The 19,294-nt window shown below is 38.7% G+C and carries 12 protein-coding genes; 7 read left to right on the forward strand and 5 right to left on the reverse strand.

The genetic code is table 11. From position 1 onward, the window contains the following. Window positions 1-17 precede the first annotated feature (17 nt). Both GQR87_RS01400 and GQR87_RS01405 read left to right on the forward strand, forming a co-directional pair. On the forward strand, window positions 18-893 hold the full coding sequence (locus GQR87_RS01400) for a DMT family transporter (RefSeq protein ID WP_158965808.1): 876 nt from the start codon (window positions 18-20) through the stop codon (window positions 891-893). Between the two features lie 20 nt (window positions 894-913). Further along, entirely contained in the window at window positions 914-1,540 is a 627-nt protein-coding gene (locus GQR87_RS01405) for a YigZ family protein (RefSeq protein ID WP_158965810.1), read from the forward strand. Between the two features lie 53 nt (window positions 1,541-1,593). Here the strand turns inward: GQR87_RS01405 and GQR87_RS01410 are convergent, their stop codons facing one another. Further along, complete coding sequence (locus GQR87_RS01410) at window positions 1,594-4,779, reverse strand: efflux RND transporter permease subunit (RefSeq protein ID WP_158965812.1); 3,186 nt, start codon at window positions 4,777-4,779, stop codon at window positions 1,594-1,596. Window positions 4,780-4,794: 15 nt separating this feature from the next. Beyond that, entirely contained in the window at window positions 4,795-5,946 is a 1,152-nt protein-coding gene (locus tag GQR87_RS01415; protein ID WP_158965814.1) for an efflux RND transporter periplasmic adaptor subunit, read from the reverse strand. A 164-nt stretch (window positions 5,947-6,110) separates the two neighbouring features. On the opposite strand from GQR87_RS01415, the gene GQR87_RS01420 reads away from it, so the two are divergent. The 4 genes from GQR87_RS01420 to GQR87_RS01435 all read left to right on the forward strand — a co-directional run bounded on the left by GQR87_RS01420 (window position 6,111) and on the right by GQR87_RS01435 (window position 13,273). After that, window positions 6,111-6,980, forward strand: a complete 870-nt coding sequence (locus GQR87_RS01420; RefSeq protein WP_158965816.1) for a RimK family alpha-L-glutamate ligase — start codon at window positions 6,111-6,113, stop codon at window positions 6,978-6,980. Between the two features lie 165 nt (window positions 6,981-7,145). Next, complete coding sequence (locus GQR87_RS01425; protein WP_158965818.1) at window positions 7,146-10,667, forward strand: Ig-like domain-containing protein; 3,522 nt, start codon at window positions 7,146-7,148, stop codon at window positions 10,665-10,667. 33 nt (window positions 10,668-10,700) lie between these two features. Continuing rightward, window positions 10,701-11,228 carry a PEP-CTERM sorting domain-containing protein gene (locus GQR87_RS01430; protein ID WP_158965819.1) on the forward strand — a complete coding sequence of 176 codons (528 nt, stop codon included), beginning with the start codon at window positions 10,701-10,703 and terminating at the stop codon, window positions 11,226-11,228. Between the two features lie 98 nt (window positions 11,229-11,326). Next, the gene (locus GQR87_RS01435) at window positions 11,327-13,273 is read left to right on the forward strand and encodes a CRTAC1 family protein (RefSeq protein ID WP_233267371.1); all 1,947 of its coding nucleotides are present in this window, start codon (window positions 11,327-11,329) and stop codon (window positions 13,271-13,273) included. A 64-nt stretch (window positions 13,274-13,337) separates the two neighbouring features. Here the strand turns inward: GQR87_RS01435 and GQR87_RS01440 are convergent, their stop codons facing one another. The 3 genes from GQR87_RS01440 to GQR87_RS01450 all read right to left on the reverse strand — a co-directional run bounded on the left by GQR87_RS01440 (window position 13,338) and on the right by GQR87_RS01450 (window position 17,697). Beyond that, entirely contained in the window at window positions 13,338-14,075 is a 738-nt protein-coding gene (locus tag GQR87_RS01440) for a GGDEF domain-containing protein (protein WP_158965821.1), read from the reverse strand. 123 nt (window positions 14,076-14,198) lie between these two features. Continuing rightward, window positions 14,199-15,584: a siroheme synthase CysG gene (cysG, locus tag GQR87_RS01445; RefSeq protein ID WP_158965823.1), complete on the reverse strand. Its 1,386-nt coding sequence runs from the start codon at window positions 15,582-15,584 to the stop codon at window positions 14,199-14,201. 364 nt (window positions 15,585-15,948) lie between these two features. After that, complete coding sequence (locus tag GQR87_RS01450; protein ID WP_158965825.1) at window positions 15,949-17,697, reverse strand: DEAD/DEAH box helicase; 1,749 nt, start codon at window positions 17,695-17,697, stop codon at window positions 15,949-15,951. A 324-nt stretch (window positions 17,698-18,021) separates the two neighbouring features. Between GQR87_RS01450 and GQR87_RS01455 the strand changes: the two genes are divergently transcribed. Further along, window positions 18,022-19,272, forward strand: coding sequence for a TMEM143 family protein (locus GQR87_RS01455; protein WP_158965827.1), 1,251 nt, complete (start codon window positions 18,022-18,024; stop codon window positions 19,270-19,272). The last annotated feature ends 22 nt before the right edge of the window (window positions 19,273-19,294 follow it).

The following is a 19,294-nucleotide window of genomic DNA, read 5'->3' on the forward strand; positions in this document are numbered from 1 at the left end:
GCCAATAAGGTATTGATGTGAGCTGGATCCTTTTCACCCTAGGCGCTGTGGTAATGCAGACCTTTCGCAATGCACTACAAAGTCAACTCAGTGCAACCGTCAGTACATCAGGGGTGACACTCGCTAGATTTCTCTTTGCACCACCTATAGCGTTACTTTATCTGTTTATACTGTATAGCTTCTCAGATCAAATCATTCCTAGTTTCACTGCTAAATTCATTGCCATCGTCTTTCTCGCTTCCATATTACAGATCGCGGCAACGGCATTAATGGTGATTTTATTTAAACAAAAAAACTTTGCTGTGGGTGCTGGTCTGGCAAAAAGCGAAGCTTTAGTGGCTGGTGTAGTGGGTACTATTTTCTTTGGCAGTCACTTAAGTTTATTTGGTTGGATAGGAATTTTTGTTGGTGCGGCCGCTGTATTTGTTTTAAGTGGTGGTGGCAGAAAAGGAGAACTCAGTTTAAAAACAATTTTAATTGGTTTGGCTTGTGGTACCTGTTTTGCGTTAACTTCTTTATATGTTCGAGAAGCAGCCCACCTGTTGAAAGTTCCATTTCCCCATAGCGCTGCTTGGGTACTTTTGTGGGTGTTATGTATTCAGACTAGTTTGTTAGTCATGTATATCGCGCTGAAAAACAGACAAACATTTGTGTTGCTAAAACAAAATGCCAAGATGACTTTTAGTACTAGTTTAACTAGCTGTTTAGGTTCAATTTGTTGGTTTAGTGCTATGGCTTTGCACCATGTGGCTTACGTCAAAACTTTAGGCCAAATTGAAGTGTTATTTACTATTCTAATTGCTGTGTTTTGGTTGAAAAACCCAGTCAAAAAACATGAAATAGTGGGCTTGTTGTTAATCGCTTTTGCTGCACTGTTAGTCATGTGGGCTTAAAAAATACTGAGTGAATTAGCATGAAAAATAAAGTTGAGTTAAGTTATTCAGTGCCTCTAGAACTTTGGCAAGTAGAGTTAGAAATCAAACGCAGCAAGTTTCTAACCTTAGCTAATAACGCGAGCTCTAGAAAAGAAGCCGATGATTTTGTTCGCTCTTTACGAGAGCTACATCCACAAGCTAGCCATGTGTGTTGGGCTTATATTGCTGGTGCGCCTAACACTACGGTTCGCTCGATGAGTGATGATGGTGAGCCTAGTGGTACAGCGGGTATGCCTATGTTAAAAGTGATTGAACATAGTGGTTATGGCGATATTGTGGTGGCTGTGGTGCGCTATTTTGGTGGTACAAAATTGGGCACGGGTGGCTTACAAAGGGCTTATTCAGATGCAGTTGCTCAAGTGCTGGTCGATATGCCGACTAAAATTAAAGTCAGCAGAAGTCACCTCAAGTTCATTTATGATTATGAGTTTGAAGGGGCTGTTTCGCGTTTAATAGGTCGATATGATGTGGAAAATACTCAGTCTGAATATGGAGCAAACGTCGTCACTTGTATTGACGTCGCTACGAGTGAATTTAATGACTTAAAGGCTGAACTCATCAATACAACCAGTGGCAAAATAAATATTCTTGCAGATGAAGATTAAGTTTTTATAAAATACGAACATTAAAAAAGCGCCGTATCGGCGCTTTTTTAGTCTTATGCTTTTGCTTTACTTAGCCGACGAACTGGCCAAGCGAGTAATCTAAAGAACCCTGCAAAACGTTTGTTCAGATCTTCTAATATCATATATAAACAAGGTACTAATATTAGGGTGACCATAGTGGCGTATAACACAGCGAAACCTAAGCCCACTGCCATCGGGATGACAAATTTCGCCTGTAAGCTGGTTTCAAACATAATAGGTAATACACCGGCAAAGGTAGTGATTGAAGTTAAAGTGATAGCCCTAAACCTTGCACACCCTGCTTCGGTTACCGCTTCTAAAATCGAATAACCATCTTTCCGCCTTTGGTTAACAAAGTCTGTCATCACCAAACTGTCGTTAATCACCACCCCAGCCGCAGCGATTAAGCCAAATGCGGACATCATGCTGAGATCTAGACTGAAAAAATAATGCCCCCAGATTGCTCCGGTAAAACTAAAAGGTATGACCGACATAATAATTAATGGCTGGCCATAACTTTTTAGTGGCACAGCTAACAATATGTACACAAATAACATGCCTGCTATAAAAAACACAATTTGTTCATTTTGTTGAGCTTGCAATTCTTCAATCGCTCCGCCTAGTTCAGATTTAACTCCAGGGAATTTGGATTGGAGTTGTGGTAATAGTTTTTTCTTAACTTCTTCTATTACGGCATTAGGTTCGACTACTTCTTCGTCAATTGAACCGTATACATAGACACTTCTATACCCACCTTCACGGCGAATATGATTAATACCTGGTTTTTCGGTCAATGTAGCGACATCACCTAACATAACCTCTTGCCCACTTGGGGTAGAAATGACGGCATATTTTAATTCGGCAAATCGCTCTCGAGTAAGTTTAGGGTAACGAACCATGACACGAACTTCTTCGCCACTGCGGATAACCCTTTGTGCTTCTCCACCAAAGAAACTAGCCCCTACTTGATTGGCGATTGTGGTTAAATCTAATCCTAGATCATAAGCCACTGGTAATAGGTCAATTTGAATTTCTTTACTGGCAGGATCTATCGAAGAGCTAATATCAAACAGACCTTTCTGTTGTTGTAACATCGCAATAAATTCGCGGCCTGCAGCATTTAGCATATTGATATCAGCACCAAATAACATATAACCAAATTCACCGTTACCATTGCCACCGCCATTGATACTGTCTTGAATAGTAATGGATTTCATACCAGGTATGACAGGCATTGCTTCGCGCCATTTTCTGGCTAATTCAAAGGCATTAAAGTGCCTGTCTTCTTCAAGGACTAACGGAGCTAATAAGCGAGCTTTGGTACGACCTTGATTAAATACCATAATGTCTTGCAACATAGGGCTACCATATTCATCTATTACCTTGCGTTCTACTTCTTGCACCATAGCTTCAATGGTTTTTAAAGCATTGATGGTAGTGTCATCAGAGACGTTATCGTTCATCTCTATGCTGATACCTGGAAAGTCATGGGGGACTTTAGGCTGAGGTACTGTGCGCACGTAGTTGGCGGCAATCAGTCCCCAGCTGATCATTAAAACAGCAATAAAAGTGGCGAATACCAACCAACGCCATTCGATACAGCGAATAATAAAGTTTTTATATGGACCATTTACAAAAGCAAAAAAGCTTTTGTTAAATTTGGCACGCCAACTGGTCTCTTTAATAGGTGTGAATTTCATATGCGCTAAGTGAGCAGGTAATATCCACTTGGACTCAATTAGACTAAAGATTAAACATAATATAACTACAGTCGCTATATTAATGAAAAATGCCCCTTCAGGACCTTTCGAAAAAATGAAAGGTGCAAAAACAGCGATAGTTGTTAGCACCCCAAATGTGGCAGGGGTTGCAACTCGTTTAGCTCCACGTACTACATTTTCTACGCCGCCGCCTTTTGATTCTATTTCGTTGTAAGCTGATTCACCTATAACAATGGCATCGTCCACCACTATACCTAGCACCATAATAAACGCGAATAAAGATATAATATTGATAGTAATGCCAAATATTGGCATCATCATTACCGCCCCTAAGAAACAAACAGGTAGGCCCAGCATTACCCAGAAAGCTAATCTGAAACGCAAAAATATGGTTAGCATAAAGGCGACCAATAACGCACCTTGTGCTAGGTTTTTAAGCATCATTTCTAGCCGGGCGTTGAGGTAAAAAGTCATGTCGACTAATACTTTTAACTCTAATCCTTGAGGCAGTGTTTTGTTTCTGGCTTCGATATATTTATGCACTGATTCAGCTACCGGTACCATACTTTGGTCTTTTGTGGCTTTGACTGACATAAAGATGGCATTTTGCCCAGAATATTTAAAATAACGTTTACCTTCGGTGAATCCATCTTGGATTAAAGCCACATCTTCTAAAAAGACTTTGGCGCCATTTTCACCAATTTTTACTGGTATGTGACGGAACTCGTCACCGTTGTAATATTGATTTTCTACTCTAACTGCTATGATGCCTGAATCAGTGCGAAGTTGGCCGGCAGAGATATTTGCAGAGTGTCTTCTAATTGCTTGAGTCACATCATTAATGGTTAGGTTATATTTGCGTAATGTATCGGGATCGATCTCAATCGCAATTTCATCTAAAGGTGCGTCTACATTGACTATAGATACATTGCCTAGCTGCAATAACTCATCTTCTAGTTGTTTAGCGATAGGTTTAAGTTCAGTGATAGGGATATCGCCGACCAGAGACATTTCGATTACATCTTGACGAAATTCTGCTTGAGATATAGTAGGAGGTTCCATACCAGCAGGAAATGTAGCAATACTGTCTACTCTAGCTTTAACCTTATCTAAAACGTCAGTTAATTTTTCGTCTTTTTCAATTTCTAAACTAATCGAGCCGCTGCCACGGTAGGCACGAGAAACTGCTTTTTTAATTTCAGTGATATCTTTTAGTGATTCTTCAATTTTAATTAAGATGCTTTCTTCAATCTCTTGTGGTGAGGCTCCACGATATACTGCACTGACATTGATATAGTTAATTTCAATGTTAGGAAACATTTGTTTTTGAATGGTGACAAAACTAAATGTACCCATTATAAGAATGAAAGCCATCATTAAGTTGGCTGCCACTGAGTTGTTGGCAAAAAATGCGATCAACCCAGTTTGTTTTGGCTCTTCAACTATAGACTCTTCAACAAGGGCATGAGTATTTTCGTTTCCATTTTCATTATTCATGATTGATGCCTTTAATTAATGTTGAACAACTAAGTCTTTTTCTGGCTCAGCAATTTTAACTTTCATGCCCTTTTGTGGGTATTCAGGTAATGTTGTAATCAATTTATCCTGATTTTGTAAGCCTTCACTAATTAAAAAGTAAGCGCCTTCTTCACGGAGTATTTCCACCCGTTTAGGTTGCATTTGTTGTTCCTCGTCTAACACCCAGATAATGCGGTTGTTAACTAATGCTTGCGGTAAACGGTAAACCTGATTGAGAGTTTTTCCGGCAAAACTGACTTCTACATAGTGCCCAAACTTTAATGGCGGTAGAGATGACTTCAAACTGTATGGATCCTCAACCCGCACCACTAATTGACTCATCCGAGTAGCCTGGTCAATCACGCCTAAGTCACGACTTATTGTCGCCTCTCGAGTAATAGGGCTGTAACCTTTCGTTTTAACAACTGCTTTTCTTTGGGCTATGTCTAATGGCAGGAATTCTCGATCAAAGCCGGCTATAGGGAAAGAAATTTCAGCTGTTTCGATATTATAAATTTCAGCAATTTGAGACCCTTGATTGACGTATTGACCGACACCTAGATTACGTTTAATCACTAAGGCATCGTATGGGGCTTTTATTTCACAATTGTCTAAATCTCGCTGGGCAATTTTTAAGCGAGATTGAGCCGATTTAACTGCCGCTTGGGCGCTGAGTAATTGAGGTTTACGTAGGTATAAGTCGGAAATTTGACTTGCTGCTAAACCTTTAGCTTCGCGCTTTGCTACGTCGGCTCTAGCTTGTTCTTCAATGAGTTGAGATTGAGCCAAGGTTAGATTAGCTTCAGCTTGTAATAGGGCTGCTTCGTAAGTGTCTTTTTCTATATTAAAAAGAGTATCACCACGCAGTACTAAACCACCTGCCACAAAGTTTGGGTGCCAACTGATGACTTCGCCTGATACTTGCGCAGAAAGCATGGTGCTTTCTAATGGTTTGACTTCACCGTAACTGGTTATTTTGACTTGGTAATCTTCTGCTAATGCGGTTTCTATTTTAACTGTTGGGCGTGTATCAACGGCATCTTTATCTTCATCGTTTTCTGCTGAAGCTTTGATTGCAGTCAATCCACCAAAGCCAATTGCTATAATCAAAAAAGGTAAGGCGCCTTTCATCCATGTTTTTTTCATTGTTATTGCCCAATAGATTAATTATTCGACATATATAATAACGTAGGTAAAGGCACATACCTATTTCCATTTGTAAAAATATATATTATTCATCACAAAATAGTGTAATTTTTAGCGATTATTATTAGCACTAATAATTGCTAAATTATTTTTAAGGGGTTGTTATGAAACGTTGTGCACTATTAACTACGGATAACCTAGAGGACTTTTTTGTCTACGATTCTATGCTTATTGCGCCGCTTAAAGCTAAAGGATGGTTGGCAGAAGAAGTATCTTGGCGTGATACAACAGTAGATTGGCAGCAATATGATTTGGTGATTATTCGTAGTACTTGGGATTATCAACAAAATGTGTCTGCATTTCTAACGTGTTTGCGTCAAATTGAAGCGTCAACTGCCAAGTTAGAAAATAGTCTAAAAATAGTCGAGTGGAATATAAGTAAAGGTTATCTTCGTGAATTACAAAATCAAGGAGTGAGTATAGTCCCCACTCTGTGGTTTGATAATTTTGATTATGAAAGGGTGCAGCAGAGCTTTGCCCATTTTGATAGCCAAGAGTTGGTGATTAAACCCTTAGTGAGTGCTGGTGCTGATTTTACTTATCGTTTAACAGCTGATTTACTTATTGTACAAAAAGAGCGATTAACGGCCGAGTTCTCTACTCGAAAATTTATGCTTCAACCATTTTTGTCTGCGGTTATTGAAGAGGGGGAATACTCACTTTTTTATTTCGGCGGTGAATATAGCCATACCATTAGTAAGAAACCTAAATCTGGTGACTTTCGTGTACAAGAAGAGCATGGAGGCCAGCTCAAAGCTATTCAGCCAACAGAGTTAATGTTGACCACTGCAAGACATTGTTTAGCCGCTTTACCTGAAGATGTACTATACGCAAGGGTTGATTTAATCCGTCATATGGCTGAATTTGTTGTGATTGAGGTCGAGCTAATCGAACCTTCACTTTATTTCAATATGGATCCTGCTTCTGCACAACGTTTTGTTGATGAAATTGTTGAGCGATATGGTCCAAATTAAGTGTAATTAAGCCTGTTATTTCAAGTATGTTAATAATCTTATATACATTGTTAACAATTCTTTGGTAACAATGTATGCTTCGGTAGTTTTACAAGTTAATAGTTTGGTTTGCATATAAAACCTACTGTGACTTCTGATTAAATCTACTAAAAAGAGGCGTACTCCATGTTGAAAGCCATTCCTTGGTTGTTAGTCACAGTAGGATTAGCAAGCACTCCATTTACTACTATTGCTAAAACAGAAACTGTGGTTAACTTAAATGTTAAACATTCTGTTGGCGGAAAATCTAAGTTTGAACGTTCTAAACACATAAAGCTTCATTCAACCATTTACGATAATGATTGGAATGGTGAAGAAGATAAATTGAAATATATGATGGAAGATCTAGATGTCTATTTTGGCCGAGATAACGGCGGTAGCGTTTGGAACTTTAACCAAGCTAAAGAAGATGAAAATAGGCTTGGTTATGCAGACTCAACTGACCTTGCTTTACGTGGTAAGCAAAATAGAGAAACGGCTTATGGTGTAAATAAAGCCTCGGTTCATAAGTATGATGAACGAGGTGATTTAATGGTTGGTGGTCAACCCAAACAACATTTTTTAGGTAAAACCTCTCCATGCTGTGGTAGTGGGGAAGGTTGGCAAGCAAATGGTGGGGATGCTGTTGGTGAATTTTTAGGACAATATGTAAACGAGTTTTTCCGCGCTGATGGTTTAACAGGGGCTGAAGGGCATCCTCGCCCTAAATATCTAGAAATACTCAACGAACCTTTATACCAAGTGACTGATGCACCTCATGAATTGGGCTTAGAAGAGCCCATCGACCCAATTAGAGTTTTTGAGTTTCATAATGATGCTGCTGAAGGCGTGCGTAAATATAACACTGATGTGAAAATTGGTGGATTCACCGTTGCATTCCCCATCTTTGAAGAAAGAAATTTTGCTCGTTGGCAAGAACGAATGAAATTGTTCATTGATACTAGCGGTGTATATATGGATGTATACTCTACCCACTTTTATGATTTAGAAGATTCTAATCGCTTTAAAGGCAGCCGTATCGAAGCGACCCTAGATATGATAGATCATTATTCAATGATTAAATTGGGGCATACTAAAGAGCATCTTATTTCTGAGTATGGTGGCCGTAATAGACCAATGGAAAAGGCCCCTTGGACACCGCTTAGAGATTGGTGGTTCTTAAAAACTGCCAGCCCGATGTTGTTACAGTTTTTAGATCGCCCAGACTCTGTGGAAACTTCTATTCCATTTGTGCCAATTAAAGCGTTATGGGGAACCGTCGACGATATTCCTTATAACTGGCGTTTATTACGCCAAGCTAAAGAAGGTGCTGGTGAAGAAGGCGATGACTGGGTTTTCACTGAAATGGTTAAATTTTATGAATTGTGGTCTGATGTAAAAGGAACACGTGTCGATTCGTTTTCTACTAATGAAGATATTTTAATCGATAGTTATGTTGACCAAGATAAAGCTTATGTGATTATAAGTAATTTAACTGAACAAACAGAAAAGGTTTTGTTGCATAAATACGGCTCGGCCAATGCATCAATTCAGTCAGTAAAAATTAAGCATTTATATTTAGATGGTGATAAGCCAAATCTAGAAGTGATTAATGCTGATGTCGATGTTGATAGCTTTGATCTTGCGCCAGAAGCCACCATCATTGTTGAATATACTTATTCTACAGACATTAAAATTGATGCTCTTTCTGAAGAGAAAAAATACTTTGCTACTGAGTATTTTAAAGAAATTCGTCAAGATATTGCTAATACCTTTGAAATCAATAATGTGCTGACTAATGAGCATGGCGAAGCAATATTACGTATAGCCGTGGGTCGTGATCATGGTTTGTCGTTGTCGCCAAGTGTGTCGGTTAACGGTCAATTATTAAGTAGTGAAGTGATGATTACCGGTGACGATCAATTAGGTCGTGATAGGTTTTTTGGCTTGTTAGAAATTCCCATACCAAATGAATTGCTCAAGTCCTCAAATCAAGTGTCTATTACTTTCCCTGACAATGGTGGTCATATCACCAGTGTGAATATGAAGGTGTTTAACTTTTCTGAAGATTTACGTCCAGCAGGTGGCGCGGTCGCAGGAATGTTTATTTCATCAGAAGCCAATATTGTGGCTGTAGGTGAAACACTTCAGGTATCTGCTTCGGTTACTCCATTCTTTGCTACAGACCAAACTTTTAGCTTGGCCTCTAGTGACGACGGTATTGCAATTGTTACACCTGAAGGTGTGGTTACAGGTATAAAAGCCGGTGTGGTAGATATTACCGCTACCTCAACTGACGGTGGATTTTCTGCAAAAATCAGCATTACCGTTGAGGAGCCTGTTGCTGCAAGTTTAGTCTTTGACGATGTTTCAAAATACACAAGTACAGTTTTTAAAGTGGGCGGTGTTATGCAAGTAACTACTCACTATGAGGCAGGTACAGGAGAAATAATTTCCAATCAATTAGGTGGAGTGAGCTACTTCCTTCGTCATATGAATAGTAACTGGACAGTACGCTCTGATATAAAAGTGTTAGATGCGAGTGCTATTGGTAAGCAGCGCGGCACTTCAACGGTTGATATTCCTCTGGACGGTTTAACACCTAGTGACGAGTTGCTCAATGGTGAGTTTTATTTCCTGTTTATTCGTTTTCATTCATCAGCTGAAGTAACAAAAAGCGTCCAACTTGCGCATATTCAAATTGAACAAGACGAAGTGGTTATCAAACCAGGTTTGCAGCTAGATGACGATAATAAATATAAATCTACTGTCTATACAAATGACGCTACATTAGACGTTGTGGCTAATTTTGAAGCGGGTGGTGGTCAAACAGTGACTAATGAGATGGGAGGAGTAACCTTTTTCTTACGAGAAATGGATCAAACCTGGTTAACAACATTCGGTGATGTAGTTGTAGCTGATGCCACTGCAGTTGGAGAGCAATCAGGCACAGCCAATGTATCTATCCCTTTAATTGGGTTAACGCCAACGGCAGATTTACCAGAAGGGCATTTCTACTTTTTATATGCACAATTTCAGTCTTCAGATGGCACTACTTATAATATCCCTGGTGTAGCACCGATTAATATTGAACATGGTGTCGTGACTGCTTCATTTACTTTGGATGATGTGAATAAATACCAAGCCACTAATTATGAGGTAGGTAGCACTATGGATATTACCGCGAACTATGAAATGGGCACGGGTAACACGGTAGGCACTAAGTTTAATGGTATCCGTTACTTCCTAAGACACATCAAGAAAGGTTGGGCAGGCATTGTTAAAGATGTAGTTGCTGAAGACGCAAGTGTAATTGGGATTCAGTCTGGTGTTTCGAATGTTTCTATACCATTAACAGGTGTAACCCCCAGTGCCGATTTACCCGAAGGTGACTTCTATTTTCTGTTTGTCATAGTGCAGTCTTCGGATGGCAGTGAATACAACATTCCTGTATCAGGTATCAATATTTTGCCTGGGGCATCAGTGAAAGGTGATTGGGACGGTGACGGAGATGTGGATTATGACGACGTAAGAGCGATGACTAGTGCCGTTCAATCTCGACAAGATATTGATATGGCGTTTGACTTAAGTGAAGACGGTGTAGTCAATGTGTTAGATGTAAGAGCCATGATGGCAGTTTGTACCCGCAGCCGCTGCGCTGTGGAGTAATCAATTAAATATTATTAGGAGTAGGAAATAATCATGAGAAAATTAATTGTAGCTTTAGCGTTATTTGTTGGCTTACAGGCCAACGCCGGTGTGATCAGTGTCGAGCTTGATGCAGACAATGTAAGTGATGTGGTTGAAGTCACTGTATTGGGTTCAGGCTTCGATGCCTTTGATGTTTTGAATCTAGATCTTGAATTTGATACTAGTTTGTTTTCATTGGATGAATTTTCGTTAGGTGGTGATTTATTCGCTGCCGACTCGTTTGGGACATTTTTAAGTGCACAGTCATTTGGTGCTGCGTTTTCATTCGTTAGTTTTGACCTTTTTGCCGGTGGTGATTTTACCATTGCGAAGTTTGATTTAACGGCAATAGGCACAGGTGTGAGTGACTTTGTATTAACTAATTTATTGGCTGAAAATTTTTTTGGAGCCGGTCCAATTGATGCAGTACAAGCGGATGTTGATGTTGTTGCTTCTGTATCTGAGGTACCTGCGCCAGCTACATTAGGTTTATTTGCTATTGTAGGTCTCGCCTTATTTGGCTTTCGACGTAAAGCGTAAACTGTTATCTATAGTTAAAGAACAATATCGCTAATATCAGCGGCAGATTTTTATCTGCCGCTTTTTGTTGTAGTAGGATTAAAATTAGGTATATAGGTATGAAAGTTAGATTAATTAAAACTGCATTACTCGGCGCATTTTGTGTCACGCAAATGGGTTGTGGAGCCATAGATAATGACACATCAGTTCAAACAATATTAAAACAAACACCTAGATTTACAGATGTATCTGAACATATTGGTTTAGAAACCGAACGTAAATGGAAGTACGGTGGACCGTCTGTTTCTGACATTAATAACGATGGTTATTATGACTTTTTATTAACCAATCATGATACAACACCGATCCAGCTATATATGGCAAATGGTGACAATACTTACACTAAACAACCGGATATATTTAAAAAAGCAGACTTACATGGGATGTCAGCGGGCGATTATGATTTAGATGGTGATAACGATATATTAATCTCTTTAGGGGGAGGTAACGGCCTAACGCCACAACCTCAACGTTTATTGAGAAACGATAATGGCACTTTTGTTGATGCAACTATTGAAGCTGGTATTTCGGAAATGGGGGCTAGAGGCAGAACAGTACGTTGGGTTGATATAGATAATGATGGTGATCTGGATTTTCTGCAAATCAACGCCGAAAAAATGGTAAATGAAAAGGCCCCCAGAAATATACTTTTTTCAAATGATGGAGACGGTACTTTTACCTATGTGCCCAGCCCATTTTTTGAAGAAATTGATTCTGAGCGGGTATTAATTACAGACTTCAATAACGATAACATTCCAGACTTATTTGCTTTTAATAGCTACGCTAAAAGCGTTTTATTACAAGGTAACGGTGAGTTTGGTTTTTCAGATGTAACAGACAAATTATTCCCTACTGACAGCGATAATTATCATGGCACTATTTCTGTGGCACAAGCCGATATCGATAATGATGGAGACTTAGATTATTACTTAGCTAGAGGGAAGTTGTATTACACCATTGCTAATAATAGTGTGTCTTTTAATAAGGCCTTAGGCCGTTTAGATTTGCGTGATGAAGGTAACAAAAGCCATGACGGCATTACTTTTTTTGCAGATGGGGATATAACCTTGACTGATTTTTCTCATTTTCCACGAGCTAACCTGCTAGATTCTATGCCAGTCTTTTTGGGTAAAAACAAGGCACCATTAGAGACCCCTAAAGATGCCAAGGTGGTGACTCAAGCACAGGCGGCTGGTTTCCCTGAAGAAGTAACAGATACTGGTTGGTATGTCGGTTATATAGGGCGGGGGGAATGGCGAATGGAATGGTTATTAGCTGACAATTTAACCTGGGATTTGAGAGCGTCAGTGATAGGCCTAAATAATTATAAAGCCGATTGGGTGCCCCAAGACCTTGCGGTACCCGATGTATTACTGAGAAATGATGGCGGAAAGCTGACTGATATATCTTCAGTATTACCTAAAGAAGTGATGACAAATAATTGGGGGGTGACTACCGGTGATTTTGATAACGACGGTAATAATGATTTCTTTGTTTACAGGTTTGGTGGTTTAAAAGAACGTATTTCTGATGTTTTATTACTTAATCAGGGGGACAATACTTTTTCTATGTCACTTGAGCATGGTGCAGTATCTGAATTAGGCCAAGACTCTCATGGGGATATGGGCACCGCTTTTGATTACAATTTAGATGGTAAAATTGATATTTTAAGTGGTGATGATGATAACGGTAAGTGGCATATGTACCGTAATGATATCAAAATTACAGATTTTTCTAATTACTTGCTAATACGTATCGGTTATTCTGAAAGTGGCTTAGATCCTCTCGGTGCTAAAGTATTTGTTGAAACTGATTCATCTATTCAATATAAATTGATTGGTTCAACTAGTGCCAGCCATTCTCAGAGTGTACTAAATATTGCGCACTTTGGTTTAGGTGCAGATACAAAAGCCAATTCAATTAAAGTTAGATGGCGTGACGGAACGGAAAAAGTGTTATCTGATATGATTGGCAATAAGTTGTTAGTGGTTGGTGAAGTGAAATAAAAACTCGTGTTTTTATTGTTGATAACAATGGCGCTTAATTGCGCCATTATGTTGTTCTCAGCTTTTAGTATTCCCCAAGTATTATGCCATTTCTACCTTGTTTTTTTGCCTCTTGTAATCCAGCGTCTGCACGTTTTAAGGTGTTTTCTATATTCACTTCACCTTTCTGTAGTTGCGCTACGCCACCACAGGTACTGACTTCTATAATTAGGCCATCGCAAAATATTGGCGCATTAGAAATTTTGTTATGGATCTTCATCGCGACTTTTAATGCGTCATTTTTATTGGTTTGTGGTAAAAGTACAATAAACTCTTCTCTATTGAACCGAAAAATTGAATCTGATTCTCTACAATTATTTTCAATCGTAGTCGCGACATCTATTATTACTGTATCGCCAATATGCTTGCCGTAATCGTCATTAATGGATTTAAATTGATCTATCTCAAATCTAATAACAGATAAATCCCATTTATACCTTTGATTCATTGCAATGGATTGTTGTGCTATAACAGCAAAAGAATGATGATTTAATAAACCTGTTAAATGGTCATGATTGGTTTCGTTTTGTAGGTCTGCTTTGGCAATTTGTATTTGTTTAAAAAGGGGGGTAATGATGAAAATGGATTCCAGTAATAAAACCACACATAACAGTCCAATAAAGCCCCAGTAAAGGTATTGTAAAGAGCTTAAACTAATGGATGTTTGATTTTGTAATTGGTTGAGCTGTTGCTCGAAATTGAAGTGTAAAAGTAATGAACATACCACCACCAAACTCAGCAGTAGTATGTGTGTTTTTTGCATATGTCTAGTGGCTCGAAATAAATTACTAATAAGATATCCCTACTATATTAGATTGAAATGTACATTACTTATAGTAAACACTTAGTTATTTGCAAAGGCAATAGGGTGTTTAAAATACCCTGTTTATTTCTCATTAAACCAATTAAGTTTGTTATGTAAACTGACTACCGAACCGACAATAATTAAGGTCGGGGGACGAATACCAGCCTCTTCTGCTTTTTGTTGAATATTTTCGAGTGTACCAGTGACAATTTTTTGTCTTGGTGTGGTGGCTGATTGGATCATTGCTGCTGGTGTGGTTGAGGCGAGTCCGTGTTCAATCAGTTTTTCGCAAATAATTGGTAAGCCAGTTAATCCCATATAAAAGACGATAGTTTGATCTTGTTGAGCTAAACCTTGCCAGTTTAAATTAATACTGTTGTCTTTTAGGTGCCCAGTAGCAAATACTACTGATTTCGAATGGTCTCTATGGGTCAGAGGGATGCCACAATAACTGGCAGCACCACTAGCTGCAGTAATAGCTGGCACCACTTGAAAGTTTACTCCTTGATCGATAAGAGTTTCGATTTCTTCACCACCTCGACCAAATATAAAGGGATCACCACCTTTAAGTCTGACCACACGATTACCTTCTAGGGCTTTTCTGGCTAATAAATCGTTGATTTGCTCTTGTGGTACTGCGTGATCACTTTTGGCTTTACCCACATAGATTTTTTCTGCGTCTCTACGGACCATTTCTAATATTTCTGGCGATACTAAGCGGTCATAAACCACTACATCAGCTTTTTGCATCAGACGTAAGGCTTTGAATGTCAGTAGTTCAGGATCGCCAGGCCCGGCACCTACTAGGTAAACTTCACCAGGAGTTGTTTGTCCTTCTTGTTTATCTAGTTTGGCAATCAGCTTTTGTTCTGCTTTAGTTAAATTGCCTTGGTACACATTTTCGGCAATATCACCTTCTAGTACATCTTCCCAAAAGTAGCGCCGCTCTGTGACTGTGCTAAGGCGTTGTTTGACTAATTCACGAAACTTTTCTGAAAACTGTCCCAATAAACTCACTTTATGTGGGATCAGAGATTCTAATCTTTGTCTTAAATAACGTAATAAAACGGGGGCAACACCGCCACTACTAATGGCTATGGTAATAGGAGATCGATCTACAATAGAGGGCGTAATAAACTGACAAAGAGGTGTATTGTCTACCACGTTAACTAATATTTTGTGAGCTCTTGCTTGATCATGAATGGTCACATTAAGTGGACTGTCACTGGTTGCTACAAATACCATTTGTTTATCGGTGAGATCTGTCTCTTCATATTCTTTATTAATAAAGTTAATTTTATTTTCTGCTGCCAAACGGAGAATGGTATCGCAAGCCCAAGGTGCAACAACTGTTATAGTTGCCGAGCTTTTCAGCAGTAGCTCAGCTTTACGTGCTGCTACTTCGCCCGCGCCTACAATTAGGCAAGATAAATCGGTGGTATCTAAAAAAATTGGGAAATATTTCATCTGGGCTCTAAAGAAATGGAAGTCATAAACATTTTGCCTTTTATTCTCGAGTGAATAAACAGTCTTTCACTACAAATATATGTTTTTTGGTTATTAAGAGTCTTTGCCTGTAGTGAATGCTATAAAGACATATGTTTTTTAAACGCAGTGCCTTGTCGTCTAGATAGTTCAATAATTTTTCCGTTGTTTAAGGATTTTGTGTAGATTAAAAAATAAAAAGAAGGCTAGAATTTTTATATGACGAACTTACAAAAACGCGGATAAACGGTTGGTATAATAAAAACTTAGTTGGAAATAAATACAGGCAATAAAAAGGGGCTAATTACTTACAAGTAGTAGCCCCTGTATCATTTAATCTAACTGATTAATCGCGATTAGCTGGGTTACCACGTTTTTTAGGTGGCTGATCTGACCATTCACGTAAACCTAAACTTCTGCCTGCAACACGCGTTTTTGTTAACACGTCTTGGGTTTTCTTAGGCATATCTTTAGGTAAGTCTACTGTGCTGAAATTGTCATAAATTTCGATAGAACCAATATTTTTACTACTGATATCAGCTTCGTTAGCGATAGCACCAACAATGTTACCTGGTTTAGCGCCATGTGTATGACCGACTTCTATACGGTAACGTTGCATACCTTCACTAGGAGGACCTGACTTACGTTCACGTTTAGGTCTATCGTTACCGCGACCACCTCTGTCTCCACGAGGAGCTCTGTCGTTTCTGTCGCCTCTATCACCACGATCACTTCGTGCTGGTGGGCGTGAATTTAGGTCAGGGCGGTCACTTTCTCTTAAGATAAGTGGCTCGTCACCTTGAGCAATTTTAGCTAATGCAGCCATAATTACTTCTGGTGCCGCTTCTGTTTCTGCTTGAATCGATTCTACAATCGGGATCAAGGTTTCAATTGATGAGTCACTCATAGCTTCAATTACACTGTTTTTGAAACGGCTTAAGCGCGTTTCGTTTAGTTGTGAAATTGAAGGAATAGTCATAGCATCAATTGTTTGCCTAGTGGCTTTTTCAATTGAAAATAACATACGTTTTTCACGATGAGAGATAAACAATATCGCATCACCTTGACGACCAGCACGGCCTGTACGACCAATACGGTGAACATAAGATTCAGTATCGTATGGCACATCGAAGTTAATAACATGGCTTACACGTTCAACGTCTAGGCCACGGGCTACAACGTCTGTTGCCACTAAAATGTCAATTTTGCCTTTCTTCAAACGGTCAACAGTACGCTCACGAGAGTTCTGCGGAATATCACCATTTAACGGTTCAACTGCATAACCTCGAGCTGATAGTTTCTCAGCCAATTCCATAGTGGCAGTTTTAGTACGCACAAAAACAATTACGCCATCGAAAGTTTCTACTTCCATGATACGGGTCAATGCTTCCATCTTGTGATGGCCAGCTACTTGGACGTAACGCTGACGAATAGTGCTAGCGGTAGCCACTTTAGATTCGATTTTAACTTGTTTAGGATCATTCAAATAACGTTTAGTTATTTTACGAATTTGCTCAGGCATAGTGGCTGAGAATAAAGCAGTTTGACGCTCTTTAGGTGCATGACCTAAAATCCATTCTACGTCGTCAATAAAGCCCATACGCAACATTTCATCGGCTTCATCAAGTACCAAAAACTTCAGTTTATCAAGTTTAAGGGTACCCTTTTTAATATGATCGATTACACGACCAGGTGTTCCAACAACAACTTGTGTTCCACGTCTTAGTTGACGGATTTGGTTGTCGTAAGATGAACCACCATAAATAGGTAATACGTTAATTTTTTTCGAGAAGCTTGCATACACTTGGAATGCTTCAGCTACTTGAATAGCTAACTCACGAGTAGGAGCTAATACTAATAATTGAGTGTTTTTATCATCAGGATCAATGTTGGCTAACATTGGTAAAGCAAAAGCAGCGGTTTTACCGGTACCGGTTTGTGCGGTTCCTAATAAATCATGGCCGTCGATAATAAGTGGAATACACTGTGCTTGAATAGGTGTTGGTTTTTCATAGCCGACTTTTTCTAATGCTTGCAGCAGTTCTTCAGGTAGGTTTAAATCTCTAAATGTTATTTCAGATGTGGTGGTTGTCATCAAGTTTCCCAGGGTACTGGCAGGCACAGCATTATTTGAATCGGTAATACAATTTCGAAAATCGGTAATACAATTATTTAAGGCGAAGCCGGCACGGTTTCAAAGGTCAAATTATATGCGATTTCTATCAGTTACTCCATGCAATGCTTTGTTTAATTACATTATTTTTCATAAATGTGTTTTTATTATGCTTATGTTTGTAGTTTATTGTCAGGAATGTTGCAAAATCTTCATCATGTTAAACATAAATTTAACAATTAATGAGCTTGATCAACAAACTTAAAGAGCAAGTTAGTTTGCTGAAATATAGATTCCAGGAAAATTATGCTAATTAATAGCCAAAAAGATAGATTTATTCCCATACGTAAAGCGGATGTGGTTCAAGCTTGCATTAATGAAAACCAATTATCTGATGAACAAAAACAACAGTTTAGTAGTTTTTGTCAGTTATTGGTCAGTACATTACACTTTGAGTACCACCAAAAATTAGAAATATTGAAAGATAATTATGCTCCTTTTGACCCTAATTCAGACACCATAGCTATTGCTGCTGATAACCCTCAAATTCTGCAACAAAAACAACAACAGTTCTCGAATACATTTATTCAGGTTTTAAACGCAGCAAATTTTGAAAAAGTAACAGAAACCGATTTACAAGAAGCATTAAATGAAGAGTCTTTATTTAAAGTTCGTTTAGCGGTGGAATTTGATGATTTTGCTGAAGTGGTGTTTTATCGAAGAGGTGAGCAACAACGCACTGAAGTACTTAGTAAGTTTTGGGGGCTAAAAAAGCAGCAAGTAAACTTTACCAATTACGATAAAGTGGCTGTGTACATTAAATTTAAAGATGCCGATTATTTTAGCAAAATTAATCGGCAGGTAAATAACTTTGAACCTGGTTCTACTGTTATCAAGTTATTTCAAAACATCCCTAAAGCAGATCTGGAAATGTTGTTTCCCAATAGTGAAGTAAGGATGCGCACTATAGATAAAGCTATTATTGGTGGCTCTGCTGTAGTCGGCGGTGCGGTCGTGTTAGTCACTAAATTAGGGGCTTCTTTAGTTTTATTGGGGACTTTGATTAGTTATTGGTTAGGGTTATCTAATAAAGAAGTGACAATAGGCAGTCAACAATTAGTGGTGTTAGGTGCAGGTTTAGGGGTATTAGGTGGTTTTATTTTTAAAGAGTGGACTAAATTTAAAAATAGAAAATTAAGCTTTATGAAAGCGTTAACAGATAATCTATATTTTAAAAATTTGGACAACAACAGTGGAGTGTTTCATCATTTAATTGATTCAGCTGAAGAGGAAGAATGTAAAGAAGCAATATTGGCATATTATTTTTTGCTGACTAAAGCTAGCCCAATGACAAGCGGTGAATTAGATAAATGTATCGAGACATGGTTTTTTGAAAAATTTAACTTGAATGTTGATTTCGAAATCGAGGATGCTTTAGCTAAACTAGTACGTTTGGGATTAGTCATATTAGTTGAGCAGTCATACTCAGCGGTGCCCCTTCAGCAGGGATTAAATATTTTAGATAAAAACTGGGACCAACTGTTTATGTTTAGCTAAGTCGCGGTATCATAGCTTTAAT

It is taken from the genome of Paraglaciecola sp. L3A3 (genome assembly GCF_009796765.1).
In the GTDB taxonomy this organism is placed as follows: Bacteria; Pseudomonadota; Gammaproteobacteria; order Enterobacterales; family Alteromonadaceae; genus Paraglaciecola.